The organism is Rhizobium sp. 05L429 (genome assembly GCF_056397645.1).
In genome coordinates this window covers 94,673-113,701 of sequence record NZ_JBFTNV010000019.1, presented here as the reverse complement: position 1 = coordinate 113,701, position 19,029 = coordinate 94,673, and the positions used below count along the sequence as shown (strand labels likewise).

Sequence of the window (19,029 nt, the reverse complement as noted above, 5' to 3'; positions counted from 1 at the left end):
GTTAACAGCTTATTTTTACCAGTCCCCGATGTCGCTTTTTGAGGCTGGAAAAAGGCGCAAAAAATCCTGCAGGCGTCACCGCGTTCGGCGGTCCAACACCCTGATTCTGCGTTTAATTTTCCTTGGGAGAACCGGTCTCGTTACCTCCGGTTCAGTCGCCGCCGCAACATCTGAAACATTAAGTTTGAAACGGCTGATTCCGTCAAGGGGTGGAACTTAACCGAATGCTAACCACAACATCTTGTGGATGGCCTTGTGAAGACTGGGGAAAGTCGGGTAAGCCTGAAAATACAAGGGCTTGCAGCAACGACCAGGCTAGGAAGAGGCCGGAATGCCAAAAAAACCGGCTGCGGTAAAAGTTAGGATGGCTTTTGAGACGCAAATGCGCATGGCGATTCGTTGAGGGAAATCAGCACTTTCTAGAGGGCGTCGATGGCAATCGTGACGGTCGCCGTGCCGATCGGCTTGCCCGCCTCGTCGGTGATCACGAAGCTTGCCTGGGTTTCCAGAAGCTGGGTCGACTCGTCGCGCTCCGCCGGGCTGATATAGATCTCCTGCGAATCGCGGGCGAAGGTTTGCAGAAACTTATCCTCGTCGCCCTGCCAGTAGTCTGTCGTGATGGTGCTCTGTCCGACATTCAGCCCGTGACAGTCGGTGACGAAGAATTCGAGGATCGTTCCCTGCGAATCATCCTGCTTCGATTTGAGATAATGCGAGACGGATTTCGCCACCAGCGCCCTGACCATCTGGAAATTGCCCTGGGCGACCTCCGCCTGGTAGGTTTCGTCCAGCACCCGCATGTCCATCTCGCTGACATCGCTGAATCTGGCGTTCTGCTCCTCGATCGCCTTCAGGACGACGGGAGCCTTAACCACCGGCCGGACGAATGTTTCGACATATTCGCGCACGACGCTGATATAGGCCGGCTCGGCCCCGGCAGGCGTATAAGGAAACAGGCAGCCGATCAGCCCGAAGGCCGCTGCCGTTCGTATCTTGCCCCAGCACGCCATTGCGTTTCCCCAACCGCATTCAGCTACACTTTATATCCGGTTATTGCGACCGGTAGTTGCCTGAGCCTATGCTAATAAAATAAAATGGACGTTACCGAACGGGGCTGGAAGCTGCTATCGGGGAGACAAATATTGGGACAATTTTCGGTCGTAAAGCCGGAGGTTACTCGCGGCATGGGCTGTTAGCCGCGAGCGCCCTTGGCGATCGGCTCCTGGTAGGTGAAGCCCATATCCCAGGGGAAGTAGATCCAGGTGTCCTGGCTGACTTCGGTGATGAAGGTATCGATCGTCGGCACGCCCTTCGGCTTGGCGTAGACGCAGGCGAAATGCGCCTTCGGCAGCATGCCACGCACCTGAGCGGCTGTCTTGCCGGTATCCGTGAGATCGTCGACGACAAGCACGCCTTCGCCGCCGTTTTCCATCAGTTCAGGCGCAATGCCCTTGAGCAGCACCATGTCGCCTTGATTGACGTAGTCGTGATAGGACGCGACGCAGACCGTCTCAATGAGGCGGATGTTCAACTCGCGCGAAATAATCGCCGCCGGAACGAGGCCGCCACGGGTGATACAGACGATCGCCTTGAACTCCTGGCCGAGTCCGGCAAGCCGCCAGGCAAGCGCACGCGCATCACGGTGGAACTGATCCCAGGAAACGGGGAAGGCTTTATCGGGAAGGGACATCGGGTTACTCCGCGGCATGAAAAAACAACACGCCGTTTGCCGGCGACCGCGTGGGTATCGGCTGGCAAAACGCAAATCGCGCAGCCGGAACTGCGCGATGGATGCCGAAGCCTGATATCATCGGTCGCCGCAATTAGCGGGATTTGGAGGCAAAACGCAAGAGCGACGTTAACGCGACAGCAATGTCAGCGCCGTCATGGACTGCAAAAGTGTCTTCGTCGTGCCACCGAAGATCGTCTGCCACAGCCAGGAATGCGTGTAGGCACCCATGACGAGAAGGTCGATGCTGTCGTCCGAAAGCCGGTTCTCGATGACGTGCGAGGCGTTCTTGTCGCCACTTGCGGCCGTGGCGAGCGTCACGTTCACGCCGTGGCGTGCAAGCGTTGCGGCGATCTCCGCGCCGGCAGTCGTCGCCGATCGGGTTGCGGTCTCGGCCGGATCGACGGAGAAGATCTCTACGGCTTCAGCGGCCTTCAATATCGGCAGGGCATCGAAGCAGGCTCGCGTTGCTTCCTTCGAGCCGTTCCAGGCAATCAGCACACGCTTGATCGGCTTCGGCTGGCGGATGATGTAGGGGATCATCAGCACCGGCCGGCCGCTCTCGAACAGGAATTCGTCGACGTCCACGTGGCTGTCGGAGGGCCGTGCCGGATCAGCCTGCGAGGCGATCAGCAGGTCGGCACTGCGCGCGCTTTCGATCAGCGGTGCAGAGCCGTATCCGGTCGACGTCACAAAAGCTCGCCATTCGAAGGAAGCGCCTGCAGCATCGGCACGGGCACGGAAGATACGCTCGACCTCGATGGTCTCGGCATGGGCCATGTCCTGAAGCGCCTGCACGGCGACCGGATCGGGAATTTCCATCGGCGCGACCAGCGGGACGGCGGCGATCGTTTCGGCATGTAGGCCGATCACATGGGCGCCGCTTTCTGCGGCGATGGCAAAGGCGAAATCGGCAACAGCGCCACTATTGTCTGCTGTATCCAGAATGGCGAGAATGGTTTTATAAGACATATCAATTCTCCGTTGCGGCTGAAATGATGGTCCGCGAGGAAAGAAATGCTCGGGAATGCGGGGCGGTTCCTTGACCGGGATCAAGGCCGCACACAGTCTTCACGCTTCCGCCGAATGGTTTTCGGCAATGTCCTTCCTGCGTCTGATATCCTCGATCATGGCCCGCACGTCCGCACCCGCAGCCTCGACTATATCCTGCGAGCGACCACGCACCACGATCTCGGTCGAAAATTTCTGCCCCACGTAACGCGGATAGGAGCCGATGCTGGTCTCCGGATGCGCCTTCTGGATCGCCGCCAGCGGCGTGCCTATCTCCCCTTCGCCATATGGGCAGGCGATGGCGAGCGAGACGACGGGCGTGCCCGTCCGCAGCGTCGGCAGCACATTGTCGACCATCGCCTGAAACACCTGCGGAACGCCGGCCATCACATAGACATTGCCGATGACAAAACCGGGCGCGGTCGAAACCGGGTTGGCGATATGGGCTGCACCGCGTGGCATGCGTGCCATGCGCTGACGAGCCTCGGTGAATTCCATCTCGCGGCGCCTGTACATCTCGGCGAGCAGCGCCATCGCCGCCGCATCATGTTCGCAGGGCACGGCGAAAGCCTTCGAGACGGCATCCGCAGTGATATCGTCATGCGTCGGTCCGATGCCGCCGGAGGTGAAGACATAGTCGTATTTGCCGCGGAGCGCGTTTAGCGCCTCAACGATCGCATCCTCCTCGTCGGCGACGATGCGAACCTCCTTCAGGTCTATGCCCGAGATGGTCAGCATGTCGGCGAGGTGGCCGATATTCTTGTCCTTGGTACGGCCGGAAAGAAGCTCGTCGCCGATGGCTAGCATGGCGGCGGTAACGACGGTCTCATTGCTCATGGGGATATTCCGTGGTGTGAAGCTTGCAAATAGGTAGCGTCGTTTAGCCGTTTTGCAAACGGCAAAGCGGCTAAACTGAAGGCTCGTTCAACCCCAAACGAAAGGGCAAGTGAATTTTCGTCTACAGCCAGTGAACAGTGAGTTCTTCGGGGCAGGGCTGTGTTCAACCGGATGCGCTGATAGAACCCTTGCGGTCAGGAAATTCAATCAATCCTTTGATGGAGATAACAATGGCGAAGATTCTCGTCCTCTACTACTCGGCTTATGGCCACATCGAAACCATGGCATATGCCGTAGCCGAAGGCGCGAAATCCGCCGGCGCTGATGTCGTCGTCAAGCGCGTTCCGGAACTGGTGTCGGAAGAAGTCGCCAAAGCATCCTACTACAAGGTCGACCAGGCAGCGCCGATCGCCACCGTTGACGAACTGCCTGATTACGATGCGATCATCGTCGGCGCCGGCACGCGTTTTGGCACGGTCGCTTCGCAGATGCGCAATTTCTGGGACCAGACCGGTAGCCTGTGGTTCACCGGCAAGCTCGTCGGCAAGGTCGGCTCGATGTTCACCTCGTCCGCCACGCAGCACGGTGGCCAGGAATCGACGATCCTCGGCTTCGTCCCGACCTTCCTGCATCACGGCATGGCCTATGTCGGCCTTCCCTATGCTTTCCAGGGGCAGATGGGCACGGAAGAAGTCAAGGGCGGCTCGCCCTACGGCGCATCCACTATCACCAACGGCGACGGCTCGCGCCAGCCTTCGGCAATCGAGCTTGAAGCTGCCAAGTATCAGGGCGCACATGTCGCCAAGATCACTGCAAAGCTCGCCTGAGTTCAGCTAAAATCTTTCTGTGAGACGGCGGTCCTTGGGGCCGCCGTTTTATTTTGACACGGTGATACCTTAGGTAGGCTCTCCGGTCGCCGTGGGTCGCGCAAACATTTTCTTGACGAATCCGCCCAAGTCGTTGATCTGGACGGCGCGCGAGCGTGGCGAAACTGGTAGACGCAAGAGACTTAAAATTTCTTGCATAAATCGCTAACGCGTTGAAATCAGGCAATATTCGTTACATGCGTTTTGCACGATATGGCTTAATTTCAACATAGAAAACGATAGAACAAAACGAGATTTTGCAAAACATTTTAGGGGTCATTTTTCTTCACCCGGCTAAATGCCCGAGCGATATTCGCCTCTGTTTCAACGTGGCGGGTATAATGAGCGCCCATCGCCTCCGACTCGTCCCCGAGCAAATCGGCGATCTCCCTGTTGTTTGCTCCCGTCGATCTCTTCCACCAAGCCGCATAACTCACCCGTAGGCCGTGGAGTGTAGTGCCGCTCCCGATGTGCTCATCGCGCTCCTGGTCTCTCAGCCAGTGGCTTACGCGCGTCTGCATTTCCTTTTCAGATGGCCATAGGCTCCCGTCGTCACGGACGCATATCAGTCCGTCGGCGCGCTGAATTTTCAATGACGTGATGAACGTCTGCAGTTCGGGCAGAACGGGGAGGGTGACCATCTTGTTGTTCTTGCGTGCCTTGTAGCGCACGGCCTGGCCGGTGAGGTGGTGTGGTCTGAGCTGCTTCCGGTTAACCTCGACGATCGTTTGACCTCGAAGGCCGGCGAATCGAGCGAGCATGACAGGGATTAGAACCTCGAGCGGCGCATTGTCGCGCACGTATTGAAGCTCGTCCGCCTCCCATTCCCGGTTTGCGTTCGGGTCCGACTTGTGGGCTTTATCCATCCCGAGGCAGGGATTGAACGGCATCTTGCCGCGCTTTACCGCTTGTCGGAAGAGGGACGAGAGGGCGGCAATCATCAGATCCGCGAATCGTGGCCACTTCATATTGGCGCACTTGTCGCGCACCTCGTAGAGGTCTGGCTGGGTGATATCTCGAAGGGGGCTGTCGTATTCTGGTCTGAGGTAATCGAACCCCTTCAGGTAGCTTTCGCGGGTGGATGACGCCAGCGTCTGCCATTTCGGGTATCCGTCTTCCAGCTTCCCGGCTTTAGCCTGTCTGGCCTTCGGATCGGCGTCTATATCGCCGTTCGTGTACCAGTGGATGAAACCGCCCAAGGTCTCGATCGGGAAGCTCTTCGCTGAACGCTTGATAATGCGCGGACGATTGTAGGCGTCCATGGGCTGCGCATTGCCCAACAGCTTGACGAGTTCATCGCGCGTCCCCTCGAAGCCTCTTATAATGGCATCGCCGCCGGCGCGAGGGTAGACGTACCACTTCTCCCGCGCTTTGACGATGTTAAGCCCTTCGAGCTTCACTCGCACCACCATTGAGCCTGTCCCCGAACTTACGCGCTGGGGCGGCATTCTGCTTGTTTGGATCGATAGAAGCCAGCCATTCGTCAAGGCGGAGGCGAAGATATCTTTCGCCCCTTGTGGATTCCGTGAATTGCATAGGCTTTACCGGGCAGATGCGCTTGAACGTCTCGGGGCAGCAACCGCAGTATGCGGCCGCTGTTTTCAGATCGAGGGCTGCCGGCCAGTAGGGGAAATCGCTCATCAGGTCCCCACCTCCCCCTTAGAGGGAGGTCGGGTCTGCGCAAGAAAGACAATGGTGCGATTATCTTTTTTTATTGTCCTCTCCGCTCTCTGACCTAAAATATCATCCGGCCAAACTTTGTTTGGAGGAGAAACATGAGCCAGCAGAGAGATGTTTTTTCCGAAGTAATCCTTTGGGAAACTCCGGTCATCGTGCGGATTGGTGACGGCATGCCGGAGACGATAGACGGCCCGAAAGAGGCTCTGGACCAACTTTGGAACAGGTGGCCTGCGGAAAGAGGGCCAAAATTCGAAGTAGCCAAGACTGCGTGCAGGCTTGCGATCCAGCGCTACGGTTCCCTTGACGAGGCCCGAGAGGCCTTCATCGCCGCTGCGATCGAGGCACATATTGTGGGGTGAGGTCATTCCGTTCCCCCCGCGGTAGCGAGGGCTCGCGTAATCCGGTTCCAGGCCGTCGTTCCCACCGTCGAGGAGCGCCGCATAGTTCCGCAGGCAGTCGGCAATAAAGGCTATGTTCGGGCCTTCGGCGGCCTTGGCGATGCCAATCGCGGGGTGATTGTCGCTCATCTCATTGCCCTTTCTGCTGGTCGGCCGGCGCGGGCAAAAGCCCCTGCGTCGAAATGCGTTCGTGAACTGTCTCTCCGGTCGGCAGCAGGATCTGTCCCAAAAACGCCGCATCGAACGACAGGATTCCGGTCTCGATCGCGGTAAGCTGGCCCTTGATCCAATCGCGCAGGATCGACCAGACGGCGATCTGACCTTTCTCCAAGGCCCGGCGCTCGTGCTCGACCTTCGACATGCGCATGCGGGCTGAATACGGGTTCTGCCGCAGCCAGGCCGCTGCATATCCCTTCGCGCTGGCGGTGACCTGCACCATCCGGCCCCGATACTCGAACTGGATGGTGACCGTTCCAGCATTGAAATCTTCCATCGGCGCGAACTTCGAGCAACCGAAAGCCTGAATGGTCTTGCGGATATCGTCCATCGCGGATCGGCCGGACGTGCTGTTGGAATATGGCAAGCTCATCTGCTGATAACCTCCCCCGTCCTACGATCGACCACGGTGCCGTCCATGAGACGCTTAAACCGCGGATTCGTCAGGCTGGACTTTTTCTTAGCGAGAAACGACTTCTTGGCGATTCGGGCGATCTTCGACTTCACCTTCATCTCGACAGCAGTCTTGACCTTGTGCGGCTCAGACAGGGCTGGGGCGAAGTTGTTCTCGCGGTGTTGGCCGCCGAGGATGAGCGAGACAATATGTTCGATCTGCCAGGGATCACCTGAGCGGATCTCGCGGCCGGTCAGATAGCATTTATGGCCATATCGCTCGAGCACGCGGATCCGGACGCGGTCGGGCACCTTCTGGTCATCATGCTTGCCAACCCACTCAGGGACGCTTCTGCTCATGGTGCGTCCCCCGTCGCAATCGACTCTGAAGGCGCGTTAGCGTAAAATGTGGCGCTGTTGGCGCCAATCAACGGATGCGTGAAAGCGCGCCTGCTGATCGCGTAAAAGAGGGTGCAACATGCTCGACACGTCAGAGCTTGTACCAAGTACATTGAGACGGTTCGCAAGACATTTCGCAACGGATGATGGCGATGTTGCCCGTCTTGCCGAGCGCGCGCTCCTAGTGCTGTCCAACGATCCTTCTCTCCTCGATGTGCCTGACATTGACGAGGCATTGCTCCGGGTTGTCCACACGGTCGCCACCGAAGGCTACTAAACCGCTCCACGCCGCCATCGAAGTACAACTCTTGCGGTACTGTGGGCGCGATCAGGTCAGGCTTATAGCTGCGCTTGCCTCCTCCGGAACATTTTCTCGCATGGTGCGTTACGCGAGTGCCGCTCGGTGACTGTCCCACACCGCCCTGGCGGCCCTTTCCAAATGTCAACTCTTGCCCCGCCAGCGCGGGGCTCTTTTTTGTGCCTGTTTGTTCCCGCTTTGATCTTTCAACATTAGGATGCTGCGTTACTGAAGGAACATGCTGCAGTTGCGGTCCATCCTGCGCTGTACGGTTCTCAATGCCATCGATTGGCCGGGTGAGGTCGTTAGCCATTGGCGCGTCCCTCCCGAACTTCCCGGATCTGATCGACCGTGATTCCGCCGATCGTCGCGAACCAGTCCCAAGACCCTTCCGGGATGAGCTTGGCCGCCTCAAGCTGGGCGACGATCTGTTTCGGGGTGACGTTGAACCAGTCGGCGATGTTGATCGCTTGGCGGCGGGTGAACGGGCTGCCGCCGACGGTGTGCATCTTGAAGACGGCGGTGAGTTCTTCGGAGGGAATCATGCTGCCCTCGCGATCTGGTCGATGTTCTGCATCTGGACGGTGAAGGTGTAGGCGACGACCCAGGGGTCATCGTCCCAAGCACCGGGGCCGTTGATGCTGTCCCAAAGCGTGCCGTACGAGGCGGATGGCGGATAAATGCCCGTGCTCTCTTTCCCGTAGTGCCGCCATTTGCACTGGCCAACCGGATCCAGGCGTGGATTGAACTCGATGCCTTCGGCTATCGCGTCATCGTCGCTGATGTCCTGCAGCCGTTCGATGCGGACATCGGTGACGGTCAGGGTGATCCGCGATGCCCACTTCGGCATATGCATGGCCCGCCGGTGCTTGCCGAACGCCGCAGCATCATCCCGAGGGCCTTCCCATCGTTCTCCGGCTGCCGTCAGGGCGAGGCCGTGTCCATCTGCCTCGTAGCGAATGCCCGCGCCCTTGCCGGGCTGCAATAGATCGCGTGGGGCAACATTGTTTAGGCTGACAAACGTCCGCCAGTGCTCGCGGACATAGAGGCGATCTCCGACTTTGCAGCGGACGCCCGGCGGAAACTTCGGGTCTGGAACTGGCCCCCAACGATATCCCTGCTTCCACATGAACATGCCGTCATATTCGACGATCGGCTGATCGCCCAAGCCGGTAAGGATGCGCCGGGTCTGCGTCGTCCGTCCGTCAAGTATCGCGCGCACCATCGGCGCGGAGAAGAGAATCGGGAGATCACTCATGCCGCGATCCTCCCGCGCTCGATCGGCCACTGGCGGATCAGCAAATCATCCGGGATCGGCGCTTTGCGCGGCATCTGCTTCATGAAGAAGGCCCGACCGAGTTCGCGGCTCTGGTCTCGCAGATATCGGAAGTTGTCAGTGTCGGTGTCGCGTGCTTTGTGCGACCCCTGATCCGTTTCGCCACCGGTGATGATCCAGTCCGGTGCGTACTTGTCGAGGATGACGCGACCGAGCAGGGGCTCATAACTGCCAAAGGTGAACATGGGGGCAAGTGATTCCTTCACTTCCCAGAGCTTCATCCGGTCCCGATCGTACTCCGGCTGGTTGGCGATCGTCGCCCCTATGGCGGCATTCCGCGGCAGCATTCGGTTCCCGCGAGACGGGTCCGTCATCTTCATGACATTGCCGATGCGCTTTGTGAGAAGCAGCCAGATGAGCTGCGGCGTGGCCTCGATGAGGTTCATCAGGTCATAGCGCCATTTCTCATCGACTTCGTTGTCGAAGACATCGGCGAGGGACGAGCAGAAGACGAACGGGCGTGTTCTGGCTATCTGCGCTGCTTTGTTCCAGGCAATCGGCTTGCGCCAATTGCCCGTACTGGTGCGAGCGCGATCTTCACCGGCGCCCCACTCCACGCGCTTATACCTGTTCGCCATGAGGTTCTCGGCGTAACATCCGTCGCACGCCGGCGAGACTTTCGTGCAACCAATCCATCCGTTGAAGGTATGGTCGCACCACTCAATTTTGGTGATTTCACCCATTGTCGTCACCTCTCAGGACTTCGACGGTCGTCTCCAGGGCGTGCGCGAAGTGCTCCAGCGCCGGCCCAAGCTTCGCCGGACTGTTCGAGATCGCCCGCATGGATTCACTGATGGTCCGCGCCTTGGCGATACCATCTGCGGACATAGCCATGATCAGCGGCGCCCACTCCTTCTCGACGGCTTTCGTCGCACTGGGCGAGATGGTCGTGTCGGCGGCCATAGGCAGAACATCGCGAGCGAACTGGATCAGGAGATCGTTCTCTGTTTCAGGTGCCTGCGATCCTGAAGGGGCGGGGGGAGGATCGCCGGCACTGTCCGATGCTTCAACGGCGGCAGAAGCATCAGGATCGGGGGAGGAGACCGGCTCGGGGGTGGTACCGGCCTCCTCGGCAGACGTCTGTGGCTCGACGTGCTGCTCATCCGACGGCGGGGGTGGTGCGTCGGAATTCTGTGTTTCGGGTGGCAGGACCTCGCCTTCGATGATCTCGCCGGTTTGCGGATCGTGCGCCGGCTCTTCGTCGACATGCGCCGTCTCTTTGCGGAGTGTCGCGACATCAACGCCGGTCATATGGCTGAGCAGCTCGATCATCTGGTCGAGCGCTTCCTGCAGTTCAGGATCCTCGAGCTCGGAAAGGCTGCGGGGATATTGCATGTAGTCGCCGCCGACCGTCTTGGAGAGATTGACGATGCCGAGCGCCAGTTTGATCGCCTCGTGAGCCTCGTCGCGTGTTTTCCACGGAGTCTGACACTGCTTGAGCACCAGGCCGAGCACGGCGAACCATTTTCTGATCAGGACGCGGTCTTTCTCTTCGGTGAAGCGGACATAAACGACGGTGCCGCGGCGATAGCTGTTGAGGCGCTCTGCGTCGAAGGGGCCGGCCGGGATGAGCCGGCCGCCGTCGATCGTCATTCTTAGAGCCGGATACTCAGTTTTGGTCATTGAGCCACTCCCAAGCTTGGCGAATTTGAATTTTGCAGATGGTTGTGTTGGCTACACCGAACTCGTCAGCTATTTCCCTCTGGAGAGCTGTTCCACGGCGAGACCTGATTTCTGCTACCTGCTCGCGGGTTAGCTTCGCTGAGGTGGATTTCTCTCCTCTGGTGGAGCGCCCGTGGTCCACCATCTCCGCCATATTTTCGGCGTGGGTTTTCCACCGCAGATGCTTCTTCGTAATGCATCCGACGTGGCCCTTCCCGCACGAGTGGGCTGCCTCATGTTGCTTCGATGGGGCTGGCCCGTTCGCATGCCGACATACGAGACGCGCCGCAGCCTCCATTCGAGAGCCATTCCAGACGCGCGCGTTGCCGTTATTATCCACCCCATAGGGCCAAATAAGACATACGTCCCCTTCGTACCTGAAGGCAGTTTCCTTCAAGAACCTCTGAGGCTCGCCCTGAGGAGTACCGTTCGTCTTGGATGGATCTCCGGTAGTCCGCCAGCGCCTCCAATGCATTGCGCACCAGCCGCGGCCCTTCGCGGGTTTACCGCACCCATCAATAGAGCAGACCTTCACGAGGCACCCCCGATGCGCTTCTCGGCGCGCTTGCGGATCGCCTTGGCGATCGCCTGGTTGGTTTCCGCCTGCGGCTTGCCGTCGAAGCGAGCCATCGTATCGAACTCGGTCCAGACTTCTTCGAGGGAAGCCAAGTCGGAAACGACGGCGAGCGCGTCTTCGAGCTGCTCGAAATAGGTCGTATCGTCTATGACCTCCGCATTGGCTGCTGCGACTTCCTCGACTGTCGGTTCATCGTGCTCGATGACGACTGCGTCTTCGACAGCAGGTTCATCTTCAGCCGGCGGCGCAGGAGGTGCTGGCGGCTTTGGAGGCTCGGGAGTGGCCTTCTCGTTGCGGTCGTGGTCAATGACACGGCCTTCCATTTCCTCGGCCGCATACATGCTGCCTACTTCTTCCGGGAACGCCTTGCGCAACGCTGCCGCTTCAACGCACTTGTCGAACTGGCCACGGGGCCGTCGCGCCCACATGTCGTTCGGGACGTCGGACTTGCCGACGCTGGCGTAAGTCTCTTCCCAGAAGATCTTGGTGTGGAAGGCGATTTTCTGGCCCTTCACGAACCGGTAGACGACGACGCTGGCCCACTCAGGAAACTTGACCGTCTTCGTGATCGTCTCGGCGCGGTTGCCGCTCCCGGTCTGGCCGGAGAACGTGCGATCGACCATCGGACCGAATTGGACTTCGTCGATGCCAGCATATTCGCCGGTGCGAGCCGCAGTGGTTCGGATCTCGGCGATGCCTGGCCAAACGGTCTCGACCATCTTTCCGAGCGCGCTGGACCACATCGGCACGACGTGAACGGGCTTCTTGTAGATATCGAGGTTGCGGGCGCGGCAGTAGGAAAGCGCCATGGTGACGGCTTCAACCGTCTTGGCGTTCGGGAAGATCTGCTCGACCAGTACGCGCCATTCCGCCGGCTGGATATTGAACTCCCTGGCGACGGACGAAGCGATGGGAAGCCGCGAGGGCTGGATTTGGGCGATGGCGTTCATCAGAAATTGAAATCCTCTACGGGAGCGGCGGCGGGAGTTTCCGAGGCGCCCGGGGCCGGATCGGCGCGACGGATGATCGTCTTCTCGGCCTTGTCGGATGCGGCCTTGACCTCGACGACCTCGACCTCGGTCTCGCCGCGCTTCGTCTCGACAACGACGCGGTCGCCGGGTGCGAGTTCGAGTCCGGCCGGAACGAAATAGTCGTAGGTCTTGGTATCTTCGCCCTTCTGCCACTTGAAGCGGACGGCAGCGACGAGGCGGGCAGGCGTGAACAGATCGGTCATCGGTCAATCCTTGCTGATGAGGGTTTTGGTTCGCCACGCGCGGCGCACGGCATCGAACTCGATCCGGCATTCGGTCCATGCGTACCAAGGCGCTTGCTTGACCTCGCGCCACAGTTCGGCAACGAACACCCACACCATGAACGGCGGCGTGAAAATGATGAGGAAGAGGCGGACCAACATCAGCGCACCGTCGCGACTTCTTCGACCGTGATCCCCGGTACCGTCCGGCCGGCGTCGATCGCACGCTGGGCGAGCTGCCGCAGAAGAGCCTGCGCTTCCGGATGGCTCGACATGTAGACGGCGAGCGCCGGCCAGTCGGTCACGTCCTTCACGACGGTCTTGGCGGACACGCTTGCAGCCTTGCCGTACGAGCCGCGAATGGTGCTGGGTGCCGTGTCCGGCTGCACGTCGACCTTGGGAGCTTCGAGGACCGCGGTTTCGCCCTGCTGCTCGCCAGAGGGCTGTTCAGCGGCTCTGCGGGCTTCCTCGGCGGCGCGGGCCGCTTCCTGCTGCTTGCGCTCTTCCTCGCGGCGGCGCTGCAGCTTGACAGTCTCCCACGTCGACATCGCATCGCGGACCTGATCCGCGCCAGCCTTCGCCTTCTTAACCAGCGGCTGCCACTTGGCGTCGACGGCCTTGCCGGCTTCCAGGTGCGGTTCCTTCTCTCGGGTGCGGATCTTGTCGGCCTCGCGGGAGAGTTCGTTCAGCCGGTTGCGAAGCGACAGCGCCTTCTCGGCGGTCTTGTCGTCGGTGATCTTCTCGTAAGCCTTCATGCCGGCGAGGGCGGCTTCGATCTGATCCTTGAGTGTGGTGGCTTCGTCGACCTCGCCGGAGTTGTCTCCGATCGTCGGCTCATCGGCCGGAGCAGGCGCGGGAGCCAACTGGGCGGCAACGACCTTGTCGTCGTCAGGCCAGCCCTTGCCTTCGAGCGCGGCGTTGTAGGCCTCGTATGTCACCGGATACCGGCAGCACCACGACCAGATGTCTTCGGCGCGAACCTCGCGGCCGGCTCGGTAGGCAACCAACTGCTCCGACCCTTCCGGATAGAAGATCGCGACCGGGTCGAAGGTCTTGTCCTTGTTCTTGGCGCGGTAGTAGCCCTGCTGAGCATCGCCATCATGAACGGGCAGCGTCTTGCCGATCGCGGCAGGGTTCTTGAGCGCAGCCTGCCACCAGCCCCACGGGCCGACGATTTTGGACGCGAGCGCGCCGATTGACTGTTCAGCCATGGGAAACGTTCTCCTGATTGGCAAGCTGCTGCTGGCGGAGGCCTTCGTTGCAGCTCGGGATCGATACGAAGAGGAAGAGGGCGCCGACGATCACCAGCATGTGGAGACCGATAAGGGTGAAAACTGCCGGTCGCGATCGGCCTGAGCGGCTGCGCAGCGGGCGTTGATGTCGGCGAGGCGGGCCTGGATTTCAGAAGGGACGGTCATCATCCATCTCCTCTTTCCGTGCCTGCATGTTGATCTCGTCGGCCTTGAACTTCTCGGCGATCATGGCGTCCGCGAGTTCGTAGGCCTTCATCGCGAAATATTGAGCTGGGCCGCCGGCGTACCGATGGACGTCGGAGTCCGACCCGCATTGCGTGACGACTGCCTGGACAGCCTGTCCTGCGAACCAGTCGCGAAGCGTCATGCCTTCGTAATTGGACGGCATGCCGTCGATGTAGCTGTGGTTGCCGGGGAAAGCGGGGCCGCCGGTGGGGATGCGCTGGCTCATCAGATCCGAGCTCCCTGTACGAGAGCAGACTGAAGCGCCGGAACCTCGCCGGAGAAGTCGGCCATACGGCTCGGCAGTTCGTCGACGAGCCGGTCCGTCTCGCGAGCCATGTCACGAAGGACCCGGTAATCCGGGTTCCCCTCGGTCACGACGCCTTTGCTGGCGGTGACGGCATCCCATGCGGCGCGGTTGAGAGCGCGGAGGGCATCTGCGTAGGAGAGGTTACGCATAGAACTGATCCTCGTTCGTGATGCCCATAATCTGGCGGGCATAGTCGTAGTGACCGCGACGAGCAGAGGTCGCGCCACGGACCCACGACGGGCCTTTCCAGGCGTTGGCTTCGATGTGAGGAGCAGCGAGCGCGCCCATACGCTGGGCTTCGATCGCCATGTAGGCGTTGCAGTCGTCGATCGTGCGAGCTGCGTTCCAGCGGGCGTCCCGCTTGGACTGTTCCGTCTCGATTGATCGAATGTGCTGCATCGCCGTCATCCTCGTTTTGGGTCCAGCAGACCGTTTTGCGGACTTCGCTTAGAGCGGGCTCAGTCGGCTGCTGTGAGGGCTAATGTGCATCGCATTCACAAATCAGTCAAGCGCAAAAGTGAATGACATGAACATTCATTTGACGAAGGGGGTGAAGACGGCGTAGCTTCCCGGCATGCAAAACCAGCCAGAATTATCCGAAGCGGGCCTTTGGTACCGCAACCGCGACGAATGGATCCGCCACGTATTGGGGCGGCCATACCTTTCAGCAGATTGTCAGCGGGTGGGAATTTTCATTGCCGTGCATATGAACCGGCGCGACAACCACACCAAGCACCAGCAAAAGACGATCGCGAAGGATCTGAATTTGAACCCTTCGACAGTGAAGCGAGCCGTCGGGAAACTGATCGACGAGGGGTTGATCGAGAAAGAGCAGGTTCAGCGCGGAAGACGGAATCGTGCCGTCAATCACTACCGCCTGATCTTTGCCTGGGAAGCTCTCTAGGGTGCGCTAGCGCCCCCTTGGCGAGAGTGCACTAGCGCCCCCCCTAATAACGGTAGGCTAAATAACGTTTCTAGATATCTATTTTCAGGTTCTTGCACTGAGGGGAGTAATTGGAAGGGTGGAGATCGGCCCTATTCCCCTCTCAAGACCTCTTCCTTTGCGTCCAAAACGATCTTCAATGTTCGGAGCATGTCCGCTGCATCGAGCAGGGCTTCCTTGATCTCGTCAGTGGTGAAGCTTTCCGGAGATCTGGACATCGTCAGGAAATCGATCGCCGAGTCATAATCGGATCCCCGCCTTTCCGACGGTTTTATCTCCGCCCGCATTTCCTCCACCGTCCGATACGCGCGATCGAGCAGCCGGCGTTTTTCGAAATCGCCGATCCTGCTGAATTCGTTTGCGGCGCGAACAAGTTCAGATATGAAACCTGGAAGCGATCCCAAAATATTAGCCCCTTGATTCAATCGCTTGGGCGTTCTCTAGCCCGTCGCCATCCTTTCCCGCTTGAACTGGACTCCAGTTTTGTTCACTATTGGTTCTAGTTCTGGTTGGCCAGGCGTAGGGAATTTCAGTGGCGATCATTCACCAAATTCGGCCGAAGTATAAAACTCGCAATGACGAGATAGTGGCGAATCTGTTCGAGGCGGCAGGCGCTGTTCCACCGGCCCCACCCGAGATCGTTATCAAGCGCAAGGCCGCGGAAATCTCATCTCTCATGGCGTTGGTTCACGGCGGCGACTGGCGTGTTGAGATTGATCATCAGACTGGCTTTGTCCTGATTGCTCCCCGGATGCCCTCGTGAGAACGAACCGGCCGATGATGCTAACCGCCAAGTCGAGTTGCGTATGATCAACTCCGTAGGCAAGCATAGCCGAGCGTAGCGCCGTCTCAGGTGATTTTGCCTCTTCCTCAGCAAAAGGCATGAGCAGCTCATAGGGCTTGCACTTCAACACGGCTGCCATCTTTTCCAGCGTTCGCTGAGTGTAGGGCGCGTCGGATGTTTCAATCTTTGATAGCGCGCTGCGCGACAAATCGATGCCTTCGGCAAGCTGCTCTTGGGTCAGCCCGCGCGCCTCGCGCCACTCGACGATGTAGGTTCGGCCCAACGGGGCCAATTCTTTCTTCACAGGTGCCATAGCCGGATTATCTCATGGCCCTTGAACACTCTCCATGCATTCCCATTCACATTGTGCTTGACATTCACGTTCATCACATTCACATTTGGCGACATGAAAACACTCGCTGAACACATGGACGAGACGGGCACGACCGATGCGGCGCTGGCGGCTCTGGTGAAATGCGACCGCTCGATGATCACCAAAATCCGTCGGCGGCAGGCGACCCCCTCTCTGCCTCTCGCTCTGTCCATCAGCAAGGCTACTGGCGTCGACGTCGAAGCGCTCATGCCGGAGTCCGCAGCATGACCTGGAACCAGAACGTTTCCGAAGCTCCGACTGATCGAGACCTCTGGCTCGCAACCAAGTGCGGCAAGGTCATCAAGACACACTGGCATGACAAGTTCGGCTCTGGCCGGTGGGTTGGCCTCGCAACGCGCGAGCAGTCTGTCGCGTGGCAGGAGTTCGTCACGCCGAGTCATCCCTTCAACCAATCGGACGTCGGCGCAGTTGCTGCAGTGACGGGCAAAGCCCAACTGGCGAACGCTGAGAGCGTTGAACCGCCTGCGTCCGGCCTCATAGTCCACAAGCACATCTTCCTCGACGACTGCGGATCGGGAGCCTGAACCATGGAGTGCAAGTTCCAAGCCGGCCAGAAGGTCGTTTGCATTGACGATAGCTTTGAAGACAGCTTTGCGTTTCTCGTTAACACCCCGACCAAGGGTTCCGTCTACACGGTTCGCGACGTTGAGTTGGTGGTGGGCGTTACCGGCCAAAAGTGCATCCTCCTTCGCCTCAAGGAGGTCGTTAACCCCGTCGAGAACTGGGACAATGGCCGGATGGAAGTAGGGTTTTTCCCGTACCGTTTCCGCCCCATCGTCACTCGCAAGACCGACATCAGCGTCTTCCAGGCCATGTTGACCGGTCAGACGCAGACGGTGGACGCATGACCAACATCGCAGCCGCCGCGAAGAAGCTTATCAGCGAGGATCCGGCTCTGGCCGAGGAGATCCGCCGGCAGCTTTCCGACACCCATATCGAAGCCCTGACCCTTCGCCAGAGGCAGTGTCTCAACTTCATCCGGTCCTATGCCGCTGAGAACGAATGCGCGCCGTCGCTGGCGACAATCGCAAAGCACATGGGCCAGACATCCCGCAGCAACGTGCACCGTATGGTCGTAAAGATCGAAAGCCACGGGCTGATCCAACGCACTGCATCCGGTTCAATTGCAATCGTGGAGGCCGCGTAAATGCTCGTCATCCTTCAAGGTATCCTTGTCGCCGTCATCGTTTCATGTGTCGTCGCCCTCACGGCTGCGGCCTTCCGATACGCTCGCGCTTCCGCTGCTGAGCGCGTCCTCATCGCTGATGCCCCCGTAGGGGAGAACGTCATTCCATTCCGTTCCACACGCCTGCGAGCCCAAGGTTCCACGCTCAGCTTTCAGGCAAGTCACCCGTCGAGAGGCGGGAACGCATAACCCTGTCACCGCCTGCTCGACGAAGGTCAATCTAGCAGGGCAGGCGAACATGACAGGTAGAGAAACACCACAACCGAAGTTCAATTTCAAAACAGGGAATAAGGCGAAAGCGATGTCGTACGTAGTCGACGCATATAGCCCAGAAGAGGCGACACTACTCGCCCGCAAGATGTTTGAACGTGAATGCAAAGGGTGGGGCGATGAGGATCGCGCCATCACGAAGCTCGCCCGCCAATGCGGCATATCGGCGGTCAGCTTCAAGCGCCTGATGCGCGGGCAGCGGAAAATCTTCGACATCATGCTCTGCCGGTCGATCCGGACAGCATACGTCAATTTCTGCCTGTCGCTCATCAAGCAGCTCGAACACGAGGTCAAGGCAGTCGAGGAGGTGCACGGCCATGATGCTGTGTCGGATATTCTCGCAGGCGTGGAAGCTCTGGAAGCTAAAGCGCGCGCTGCGAAAGAACGGATCAATCCTAAAGGAAGGTGAGCGCAATGGCAGCAGCAGCGACAGTCGGCGACAATAGTAACAAGGCGGAACAGCAGCGGCGCGTGACGCTCGCCTACTACCACCGCATCGATCGGGACGTGGAAGCTCAGAACCGCGCCCTCGCAGCGAGGAAGAAGGAAAACCGGCTTAACGCGAAAGCGGCCGGTATCCCGTCCTCGCAGCTCGATCACCTGCTGAAGTCCTTCAATGCCGAGGATCAGCAGAAGCCGGTCGATAAGCTGAAGCGCGACATGGAGAACCTGGCCTATCTCGGGCTCATCCCTGATCCGACGATCAAGGGGGATCTCTTCTCCCGCGTCGACCGCGTCGACAGCGAAGGGATGATCCGCGCGAAGGGCTTCTTCGCTGGCCTGAACGGTCTCGATCGGGTGTCGGGATTCGATGCTGCGTCTGCGGACGACAAGCTCTGGCTTGAGAGCTACGACGCCGGCCGCGCGGAATACGACACGGTTCTCCCTGACATCGAGGCGCGCATCCAGGCCGAGACCGACAAGGAAGCGCCGCCTGAAGACGAAGACGACTGACAGCTCCTCCCGGCGGCTGAAACCCTCCCAAGACCAGCCGCCTAACTGCCGGTCGCAAA

30 protein-coding genes are annotated in these 19,029 nt (G+C 59.4%); 9 read left to right on the top strand and 21 right to left on the bottom strand.

Annotated features, from left to right (window positions below; all coding sequences use genetic code 11):
• Nucleotides 1–419 precede the first annotated feature (419 nt).
• The 4 genes from AC1DNW_RS20600 to AC1DNW_RS20585 all read right to left on the bottom strand — a co-directional run bounded on the left by AC1DNW_RS20600 (nucleotide 420) and on the right by AC1DNW_RS20585 (nucleotide 3,577).
• On the bottom strand, nucleotides 420–1,010 hold the full coding sequence (locus tag AC1DNW_RS20600) for a hypothetical protein (protein ID WP_113297852.1): 591 nt from the start codon (nucleotides 1,008–1,010) through the stop codon (nucleotides 420–422).
• Nucleotides 1,011–1,192: 182 nt separating this feature from the next.
• Nucleotides 1,193–1,690, bottom strand: coding sequence for a xanthine phosphoribosyltransferase (gene gpt / locus AC1DNW_RS20595; protein ID WP_113297851.1), 498 nt, complete (start codon nucleotides 1,688–1,690; stop codon nucleotides 1,193–1,195).
• A gap of 168 nt (nucleotides 1,691–1,858) precedes the next feature.
• The gene (locus AC1DNW_RS20590; protein ID WP_113297850.1) at nucleotides 1,859–2,701 is read right to left on the bottom strand and encodes a universal stress protein; all 843 of its coding nucleotides are present in this window, start codon (nucleotides 2,699–2,701) and stop codon (nucleotides 1,859–1,861) included.
• 99 nt (nucleotides 2,702–2,800) lie between these two features.
• Nucleotides 2,801–3,577, bottom strand: coding sequence for a competence/damage-inducible protein A (locus AC1DNW_RS20585; protein WP_113309168.1), 777 nt, complete (start codon nucleotides 3,575–3,577; stop codon nucleotides 2,801–2,803).
• A 230-nt stretch (nucleotides 3,578–3,807) separates the two neighbouring features.
• Here AC1DNW_RS20585 and wrbA point away from each other — a divergent pair, with 230 nt between their 5' ends.
• On the top strand, nucleotides 3,808–4,404 hold the full coding sequence (wrbA, locus tag AC1DNW_RS20580; RefSeq protein WP_113297848.1) for an NAD(P)H:quinone oxidoreductase type IV: 597 nt from the start codon (nucleotides 3,808–3,810) through the stop codon (nucleotides 4,402–4,404).
• A gap of 308 nt (nucleotides 4,405–4,712) precedes the next feature.
• Here wrbA and AC1DNW_RS20575 read toward each other — a convergent pair whose 3' ends face one another.
• The 4 genes from AC1DNW_RS20575 to AC1DNW_RS20560 all read right to left on the bottom strand — a co-directional run bounded on the left by AC1DNW_RS20575 (nucleotide 4,713) and on the right by AC1DNW_RS20560 (nucleotide 7,490).
• Nucleotides 4,713–5,855 (bottom strand): tyrosine-type recombinase/integrase, encoded by a 1,143-nt coding sequence (locus tag AC1DNW_RS20575; protein WP_477854206.1) that lies wholly within the window; start codon nucleotides 5,853–5,855, stop codon nucleotides 4,713–4,715.
• Between the two features lie 228 nt (nucleotides 5,856–6,083).
• The gene (locus AC1DNW_RS20570; RefSeq protein ID WP_477854205.1) at nucleotides 6,084–6,650 is read right to left on the bottom strand and encodes a hypothetical protein; all 567 of its coding nucleotides are present in this window, start codon (nucleotides 6,648–6,650) and stop codon (nucleotides 6,084–6,086) included.
• Between the two features lies 1 nt (nucleotide 6,651).
• Nucleotides 6,652–7,068 (bottom strand): hypothetical protein, encoded by a 417-nt coding sequence (locus AC1DNW_RS20565; protein WP_477854204.1) that lies wholly within the window; start codon nucleotides 7,066–7,068, stop codon nucleotides 6,652–6,654.
• Nucleotides 7,069–7,106: 38 nt separating this feature from the next.
• Nucleotides 7,107–7,490 (bottom strand): HNH endonuclease, encoded by a 384-nt coding sequence (locus tag AC1DNW_RS20560; protein ID WP_477854203.1) that lies wholly within the window; start codon nucleotides 7,488–7,490, stop codon nucleotides 7,107–7,109.
• A gap of 118 nt (nucleotides 7,491–7,608) precedes the next feature.
• Between AC1DNW_RS20560 and AC1DNW_RS20555 the strand changes: the two genes are divergently transcribed.
• Nucleotides 7,609–7,806, top strand: a complete 198-nt coding sequence (locus tag AC1DNW_RS20555) for a hypothetical protein (protein ID WP_477854202.1) — start codon at nucleotides 7,609–7,611, stop codon at nucleotides 7,804–7,806.
• A gap of 326 nt (nucleotides 7,807–8,132) precedes the next feature.
• Here AC1DNW_RS20555 and AC1DNW_RS20550 read toward each other — a convergent pair whose 3' ends face one another.
• The 11 genes from AC1DNW_RS20550 to AC1DNW_RS20500 all read right to left on the bottom strand — a co-directional run bounded on the left by AC1DNW_RS20550 (nucleotide 8,133) and on the right by AC1DNW_RS20500 (nucleotide 14,838).
• On the bottom strand, nucleotides 8,133–8,372 hold the full coding sequence (locus AC1DNW_RS20550) for a hypothetical protein (protein ID WP_477854201.1): 240 nt from the start codon (nucleotides 8,370–8,372) through the stop codon (nucleotides 8,133–8,135).
• Nucleotides 8,369–9,085, bottom strand: coding sequence for a hypothetical protein (locus AC1DNW_RS20545; RefSeq protein ID WP_477854200.1), 717 nt, complete (start codon nucleotides 9,083–9,085; stop codon nucleotides 8,369–8,371). Before AC1DNW_RS20545 ends, AC1DNW_RS20550 begins: the two co-directional genes overlap by 4 nt.
• Nucleotides 9,082–9,846 carry a DUF5131 family protein gene (locus tag AC1DNW_RS20540; RefSeq protein ID WP_477854199.1) on the bottom strand — a complete coding sequence of 255 codons (765 nt, stop codon included), beginning with the start codon at nucleotides 9,844–9,846 and terminating at the stop codon, nucleotides 9,082–9,084. Before AC1DNW_RS20540 ends, AC1DNW_RS20545 begins: the two co-directional genes overlap by 4 nt.
• Nucleotides 9,839–10,786: a hypothetical protein gene (locus AC1DNW_RS20535; RefSeq protein WP_477854198.1), complete on the bottom strand. Its 948-nt coding sequence runs from the start codon at nucleotides 10,784–10,786 to the stop codon at nucleotides 9,839–9,841. The genes AC1DNW_RS20540 and AC1DNW_RS20535 overlap by 8 nt, the downstream gene beginning before the upstream one ends.
• Before the next feature lie 570 nt (nucleotides 10,787–11,356).
• Entirely contained in the window at nucleotides 11,357–12,352 is a 996-nt protein-coding gene (gene bet / locus AC1DNW_RS20530; protein WP_477854197.1) for a phage recombination protein Bet, read from the bottom strand.
• Complete coding sequence (locus AC1DNW_RS20525; RefSeq protein ID WP_477854196.1) at nucleotides 12,352–12,636, bottom strand: primosomal protein N' family DNA-binding protein; 285 nt, start codon at nucleotides 12,634–12,636, stop codon at nucleotides 12,352–12,354. The genes bet and AC1DNW_RS20525 overlap by 1 nt, the downstream gene beginning before the upstream one ends.
• 3 nt (nucleotides 12,637–12,639) lie before the next feature.
• Nucleotides 12,640–12,816 carry a hypothetical protein gene (locus AC1DNW_RS20520; protein ID WP_477854195.1) on the bottom strand — a complete coding sequence of 59 codons (177 nt, stop codon included), beginning with the start codon at nucleotides 12,814–12,816 and terminating at the stop codon, nucleotides 12,640–12,642.
• Nucleotides 12,816–13,865, bottom strand: a complete 1,050-nt coding sequence (locus AC1DNW_RS20515; protein WP_477854194.1) for a hypothetical protein — start codon at nucleotides 13,863–13,865, stop codon at nucleotides 12,816–12,818. The genes AC1DNW_RS20520 and AC1DNW_RS20515 overlap by 1 nt, the downstream gene beginning before the upstream one ends.
• Nucleotides 13,866–14,055: 190 nt before the next feature.
• Nucleotides 14,056–14,358, bottom strand: coding sequence for a hypothetical protein (locus AC1DNW_RS20510; RefSeq protein WP_477854193.1), 303 nt, complete (start codon nucleotides 14,356–14,358; stop codon nucleotides 14,056–14,058).
• Complete coding sequence (locus AC1DNW_RS20505) at nucleotides 14,358–14,588, bottom strand: hypothetical protein (protein ID WP_477854192.1); 231 nt, start codon at nucleotides 14,586–14,588, stop codon at nucleotides 14,358–14,360. The genes AC1DNW_RS20510 and AC1DNW_RS20505 overlap by 1 nt, the downstream gene beginning before the upstream one ends.
• A complete protein-coding gene (locus tag AC1DNW_RS20500; protein WP_477854191.1) occupies nucleotides 14,581–14,838 on the bottom strand; it encodes a hypothetical protein in 258 nt (85 codons plus the stop codon). Before AC1DNW_RS20500 ends, AC1DNW_RS20505 begins: the two co-directional genes overlap by 8 nt.
• 175 nt (nucleotides 14,839–15,013) lie before the next feature.
• On the opposite strand from AC1DNW_RS20500, the gene AC1DNW_RS20495 reads away from it, so the two are divergent.
• On the top strand, nucleotides 15,014–15,343 hold the full coding sequence (locus tag AC1DNW_RS20495) for a helix-turn-helix domain-containing protein (RefSeq protein WP_477854190.1): 330 nt from the start codon (nucleotides 15,014–15,016) through the stop codon (nucleotides 15,341–15,343).
• Nucleotides 15,344–15,474: 131 nt separating this feature from the next.
• On the opposite strand, the gene AC1DNW_RS20490 is transcribed toward AC1DNW_RS20495, so the two are convergent.
• Together AC1DNW_RS20490 and AC1DNW_RS20485 are read right to left on the bottom strand one after the other, a co-directional pair.
• Nucleotides 15,475–15,600: a hypothetical protein gene (locus AC1DNW_RS20490; RefSeq protein ID WP_477854189.1), complete on the bottom strand. Its 126-nt coding sequence runs from the start codon at nucleotides 15,598–15,600 to the stop codon at nucleotides 15,475–15,477.
• Between the two features lie 456 nt (nucleotides 15,601–16,056).
• Nucleotides 16,057–16,479 (bottom strand): helix-turn-helix domain-containing protein, encoded by a 423-nt coding sequence (locus AC1DNW_RS20485; RefSeq protein ID WP_477854188.1) that lies wholly within the window; start codon nucleotides 16,477–16,479, stop codon nucleotides 16,057–16,059.
• Nucleotides 16,480–16,572: 93 nt separating this feature from the next.
• Here AC1DNW_RS20485 and AC1DNW_RS20480 point away from each other — a divergent pair, with 93 nt between their 5' ends.
• The 6 genes from AC1DNW_RS20480 (at nucleotide 16,573) to AC1DNW_RS20455 (ending at nucleotide 18,970) form a co-directional block, all read left to right on the top strand.
• Complete coding sequence (locus tag AC1DNW_RS20480) at nucleotides 16,573–16,767, top strand: helix-turn-helix domain-containing protein (RefSeq protein ID WP_477854187.1); 195 nt, start codon at nucleotides 16,573–16,575, stop codon at nucleotides 16,765–16,767.
• Entirely contained in the window at nucleotides 16,764–17,084 is a 321-nt protein-coding gene (locus tag AC1DNW_RS20475) for a hypothetical protein (RefSeq protein WP_477854186.1), read from the top strand. The genes AC1DNW_RS20480 and AC1DNW_RS20475 overlap by 4 nt, the downstream gene beginning before the upstream one ends.
• 3 nt (nucleotides 17,085–17,087) lie before the next feature.
• Nucleotides 17,088–17,408: a hypothetical protein gene (locus AC1DNW_RS20470; protein ID WP_477854185.1), complete on the top strand. Its 321-nt coding sequence runs from the start codon at nucleotides 17,088–17,090 to the stop codon at nucleotides 17,406–17,408.
• Entirely contained in the window at nucleotides 17,405–17,707 is a 303-nt protein-coding gene (locus tag AC1DNW_RS20465; protein ID WP_477854184.1) for a LexA family protein, read from the top strand. Before AC1DNW_RS20470 ends, AC1DNW_RS20465 begins: the two co-directional genes overlap by 4 nt.
• Nucleotides 17,708–17,984: 277 nt before the next feature.
• Complete coding sequence (locus AC1DNW_RS20460) at nucleotides 17,985–18,425, top strand: hypothetical protein (RefSeq protein WP_477854183.1); 441 nt, start codon at nucleotides 17,985–17,987, stop codon at nucleotides 18,423–18,425.
• A gap of 5 nt (nucleotides 18,426–18,430) precedes the next feature.
• Entirely contained in the window at nucleotides 18,431–18,970 is a 540-nt protein-coding gene (locus tag AC1DNW_RS20455) for a hypothetical protein (RefSeq protein ID WP_477854182.1), read from the top strand.
• The last annotated feature ends 59 nt before the right edge of the window (nucleotides 18,971–19,029 follow it).

Bases quoted from the DNA above. Each gene is read 5' to 3' on its own strand.
- AC1DNW_RS20465 (WP_477854184.1), top strand. From the start codon at position 17,405: ATGACCAACATCGCAGCCGCCGCGAAGAAGCTTATCAGCGAGGATCCG.
- AC1DNW_RS20550 (WP_477854201.1), bottom strand. From the start codon at position 8,372: ATGATTCCCTCCGAAGAACTCACCGCCGTCTTCAAGATGCACACCGTC.
- AC1DNW_RS20460 (WP_477854183.1), top strand. From the start codon at position 17,985: ATGACAGGTAGAGAAACACCACAACCGAAGTTCAATTTCAAAACAGGG.
- AC1DNW_RS20520 (WP_477854195.1), bottom strand. From the start codon at position 12,816: ATGTTGGTCCGCCTCTTCCTCATCATTTTCACGCCGCCGTTCATGGTG.
- AC1DNW_RS20600 (WP_113297852.1), bottom strand. From the start codon at position 1,010: ATGGCGTGCTGGGGCAAGATACGAACGGCAGCGGCCTTCGGGCTGATC.
- gpt (WP_113297851.1), bottom strand. From the start codon at position 1,690: ATGTCCCTTCCCGATAAAGCCTTCCCCGTTTCCTGGGATCAGTTCCAC.
- wrbA (WP_113297848.1), top strand. From the start codon at position 3,808: ATGGCGAAGATTCTCGTCCTCTACTACTCGGCTTATGGCCACATCGAA.
- AC1DNW_RS20495 (WP_477854190.1), top strand. From the start codon at position 15,014: ATGCAAAACCAGCCAGAATTATCCGAAGCGGGCCTTTGGTACCGCAAC.
- AC1DNW_RS20565 (WP_477854204.1), bottom strand. From the start codon at position 7,068: ATGGACGATATCCGCAAGACCATTCAGGCTTTCGGTTGCTCGAAGTTC.
- AC1DNW_RS20490 (WP_477854189.1), bottom strand. From the start codon at position 15,600: ATGTCCAGATCTCCGGAAAGCTTCACCACTGACGAGATCAAGGAAGCC.
- AC1DNW_RS20570 (WP_477854205.1), bottom strand. From the start codon at position 6,650: ATGAGCGACAATCACCCCGCGATTGGCATCGCCAAGGCCGCCGAAGGC.
- AC1DNW_RS20470 (WP_477854185.1), top strand. From the start codon at position 17,088: ATGGAGTGCAAGTTCCAAGCCGGCCAGAAGGTCGTTTGCATTGACGAT.
- AC1DNW_RS20480 (WP_477854187.1), top strand. From the start codon at position 16,573: ATGAAAACACTCGCTGAACACATGGACGAGACGGGCACGACCGATGCG.
- AC1DNW_RS20540 (WP_477854199.1), bottom strand. From the start codon at position 9,846: ATGGGTGAAATCACCAAAATTGAGTGGTGCGACCATACCTTCAACGGA.
- AC1DNW_RS20505 (WP_477854192.1), bottom strand. From the start codon at position 14,588: ATGCGTAACCTCTCCTACGCAGATGCCCTCCGCGCTCTCAACCGCGCC.
- AC1DNW_RS20575 (WP_477854206.1), bottom strand. From the start codon at position 5,855: ATGGTGGTGCGAGTGAAGCTCGAAGGGCTTAACATCGTCAAAGCGCGG.
- AC1DNW_RS20525 (WP_477854196.1), bottom strand. From the start codon at position 12,636: ATGACCGATCTGTTCACGCCTGCCCGCCTCGTCGCTGCCGTCCGCTTC.
- AC1DNW_RS20515 (WP_477854194.1), bottom strand. From the start codon at position 13,865: ATGGCTGAACAGTCAATCGGCGCGCTCGCGTCCAAAATCGTCGGCCCG.
- AC1DNW_RS20545 (WP_477854200.1), bottom strand. From the start codon at position 9,085: ATGAGTGATCTCCCGATTCTCTTCTCCGCGCCGATGGTGCGCGCGATA.
- AC1DNW_RS20535 (WP_477854198.1), bottom strand. From the start codon at position 10,786: ATGACCAAAACTGAGTATCCGGCTCTAAGAATGACGATCGACGGCGGC.
- AC1DNW_RS20500 (WP_477854191.1), bottom strand. From the start codon at position 14,838: ATGCAGCACATTCGATCAATCGAGACGGAACAGTCCAAGCGGGACGCC.
- AC1DNW_RS20560 (WP_477854203.1), bottom strand. From the start codon at position 7,490: ATGAGCAGAAGCGTCCCTGAGTGGGTTGGCAAGCATGATGACCAGAAG.
- AC1DNW_RS20585 (WP_113309168.1), bottom strand. From the start codon at position 3,577: ATGAGCAATGAGACCGTCGTTACCGCCGCCATGCTAGCCATCGGCGAC.
- AC1DNW_RS20590 (WP_113297850.1), bottom strand. From the start codon at position 2,701: ATGTCTTATAAAACCATTCTCGCCATTCTGGATACAGCAGACAATAGT.
- AC1DNW_RS20455 (WP_477854182.1), top strand. From the start codon at position 18,431: ATGGCAGCAGCAGCGACAGTCGGCGACAATAGTAACAAGGCGGAACAG.
- AC1DNW_RS20475 (WP_477854186.1), top strand. From the start codon at position 16,764: ATGACCTGGAACCAGAACGTTTCCGAAGCTCCGACTGATCGAGACCTC.
- bet (WP_477854197.1), bottom strand. From the start codon at position 12,352: ATGAACGCCATCGCCCAAATCCAGCCCTCGCGGCTTCCCATCGCTTCG.
- AC1DNW_RS20555 (WP_477854202.1), top strand. From the start codon at position 7,609: ATGCTCGACACGTCAGAGCTTGTACCAAGTACATTGAGACGGTTCGCA.
- AC1DNW_RS20485 (WP_477854188.1), bottom strand. From the start codon at position 16,479: ATGGCACCTGTGAAGAAAGAATTGGCCCCGTTGGGCCGAACCTACATC.
- AC1DNW_RS20510 (WP_477854193.1), bottom strand. From the start codon at position 14,358: ATGAGCCAGCGCATCCCCACCGGCGGCCCCGCTTTCCCCGGCAACCAC.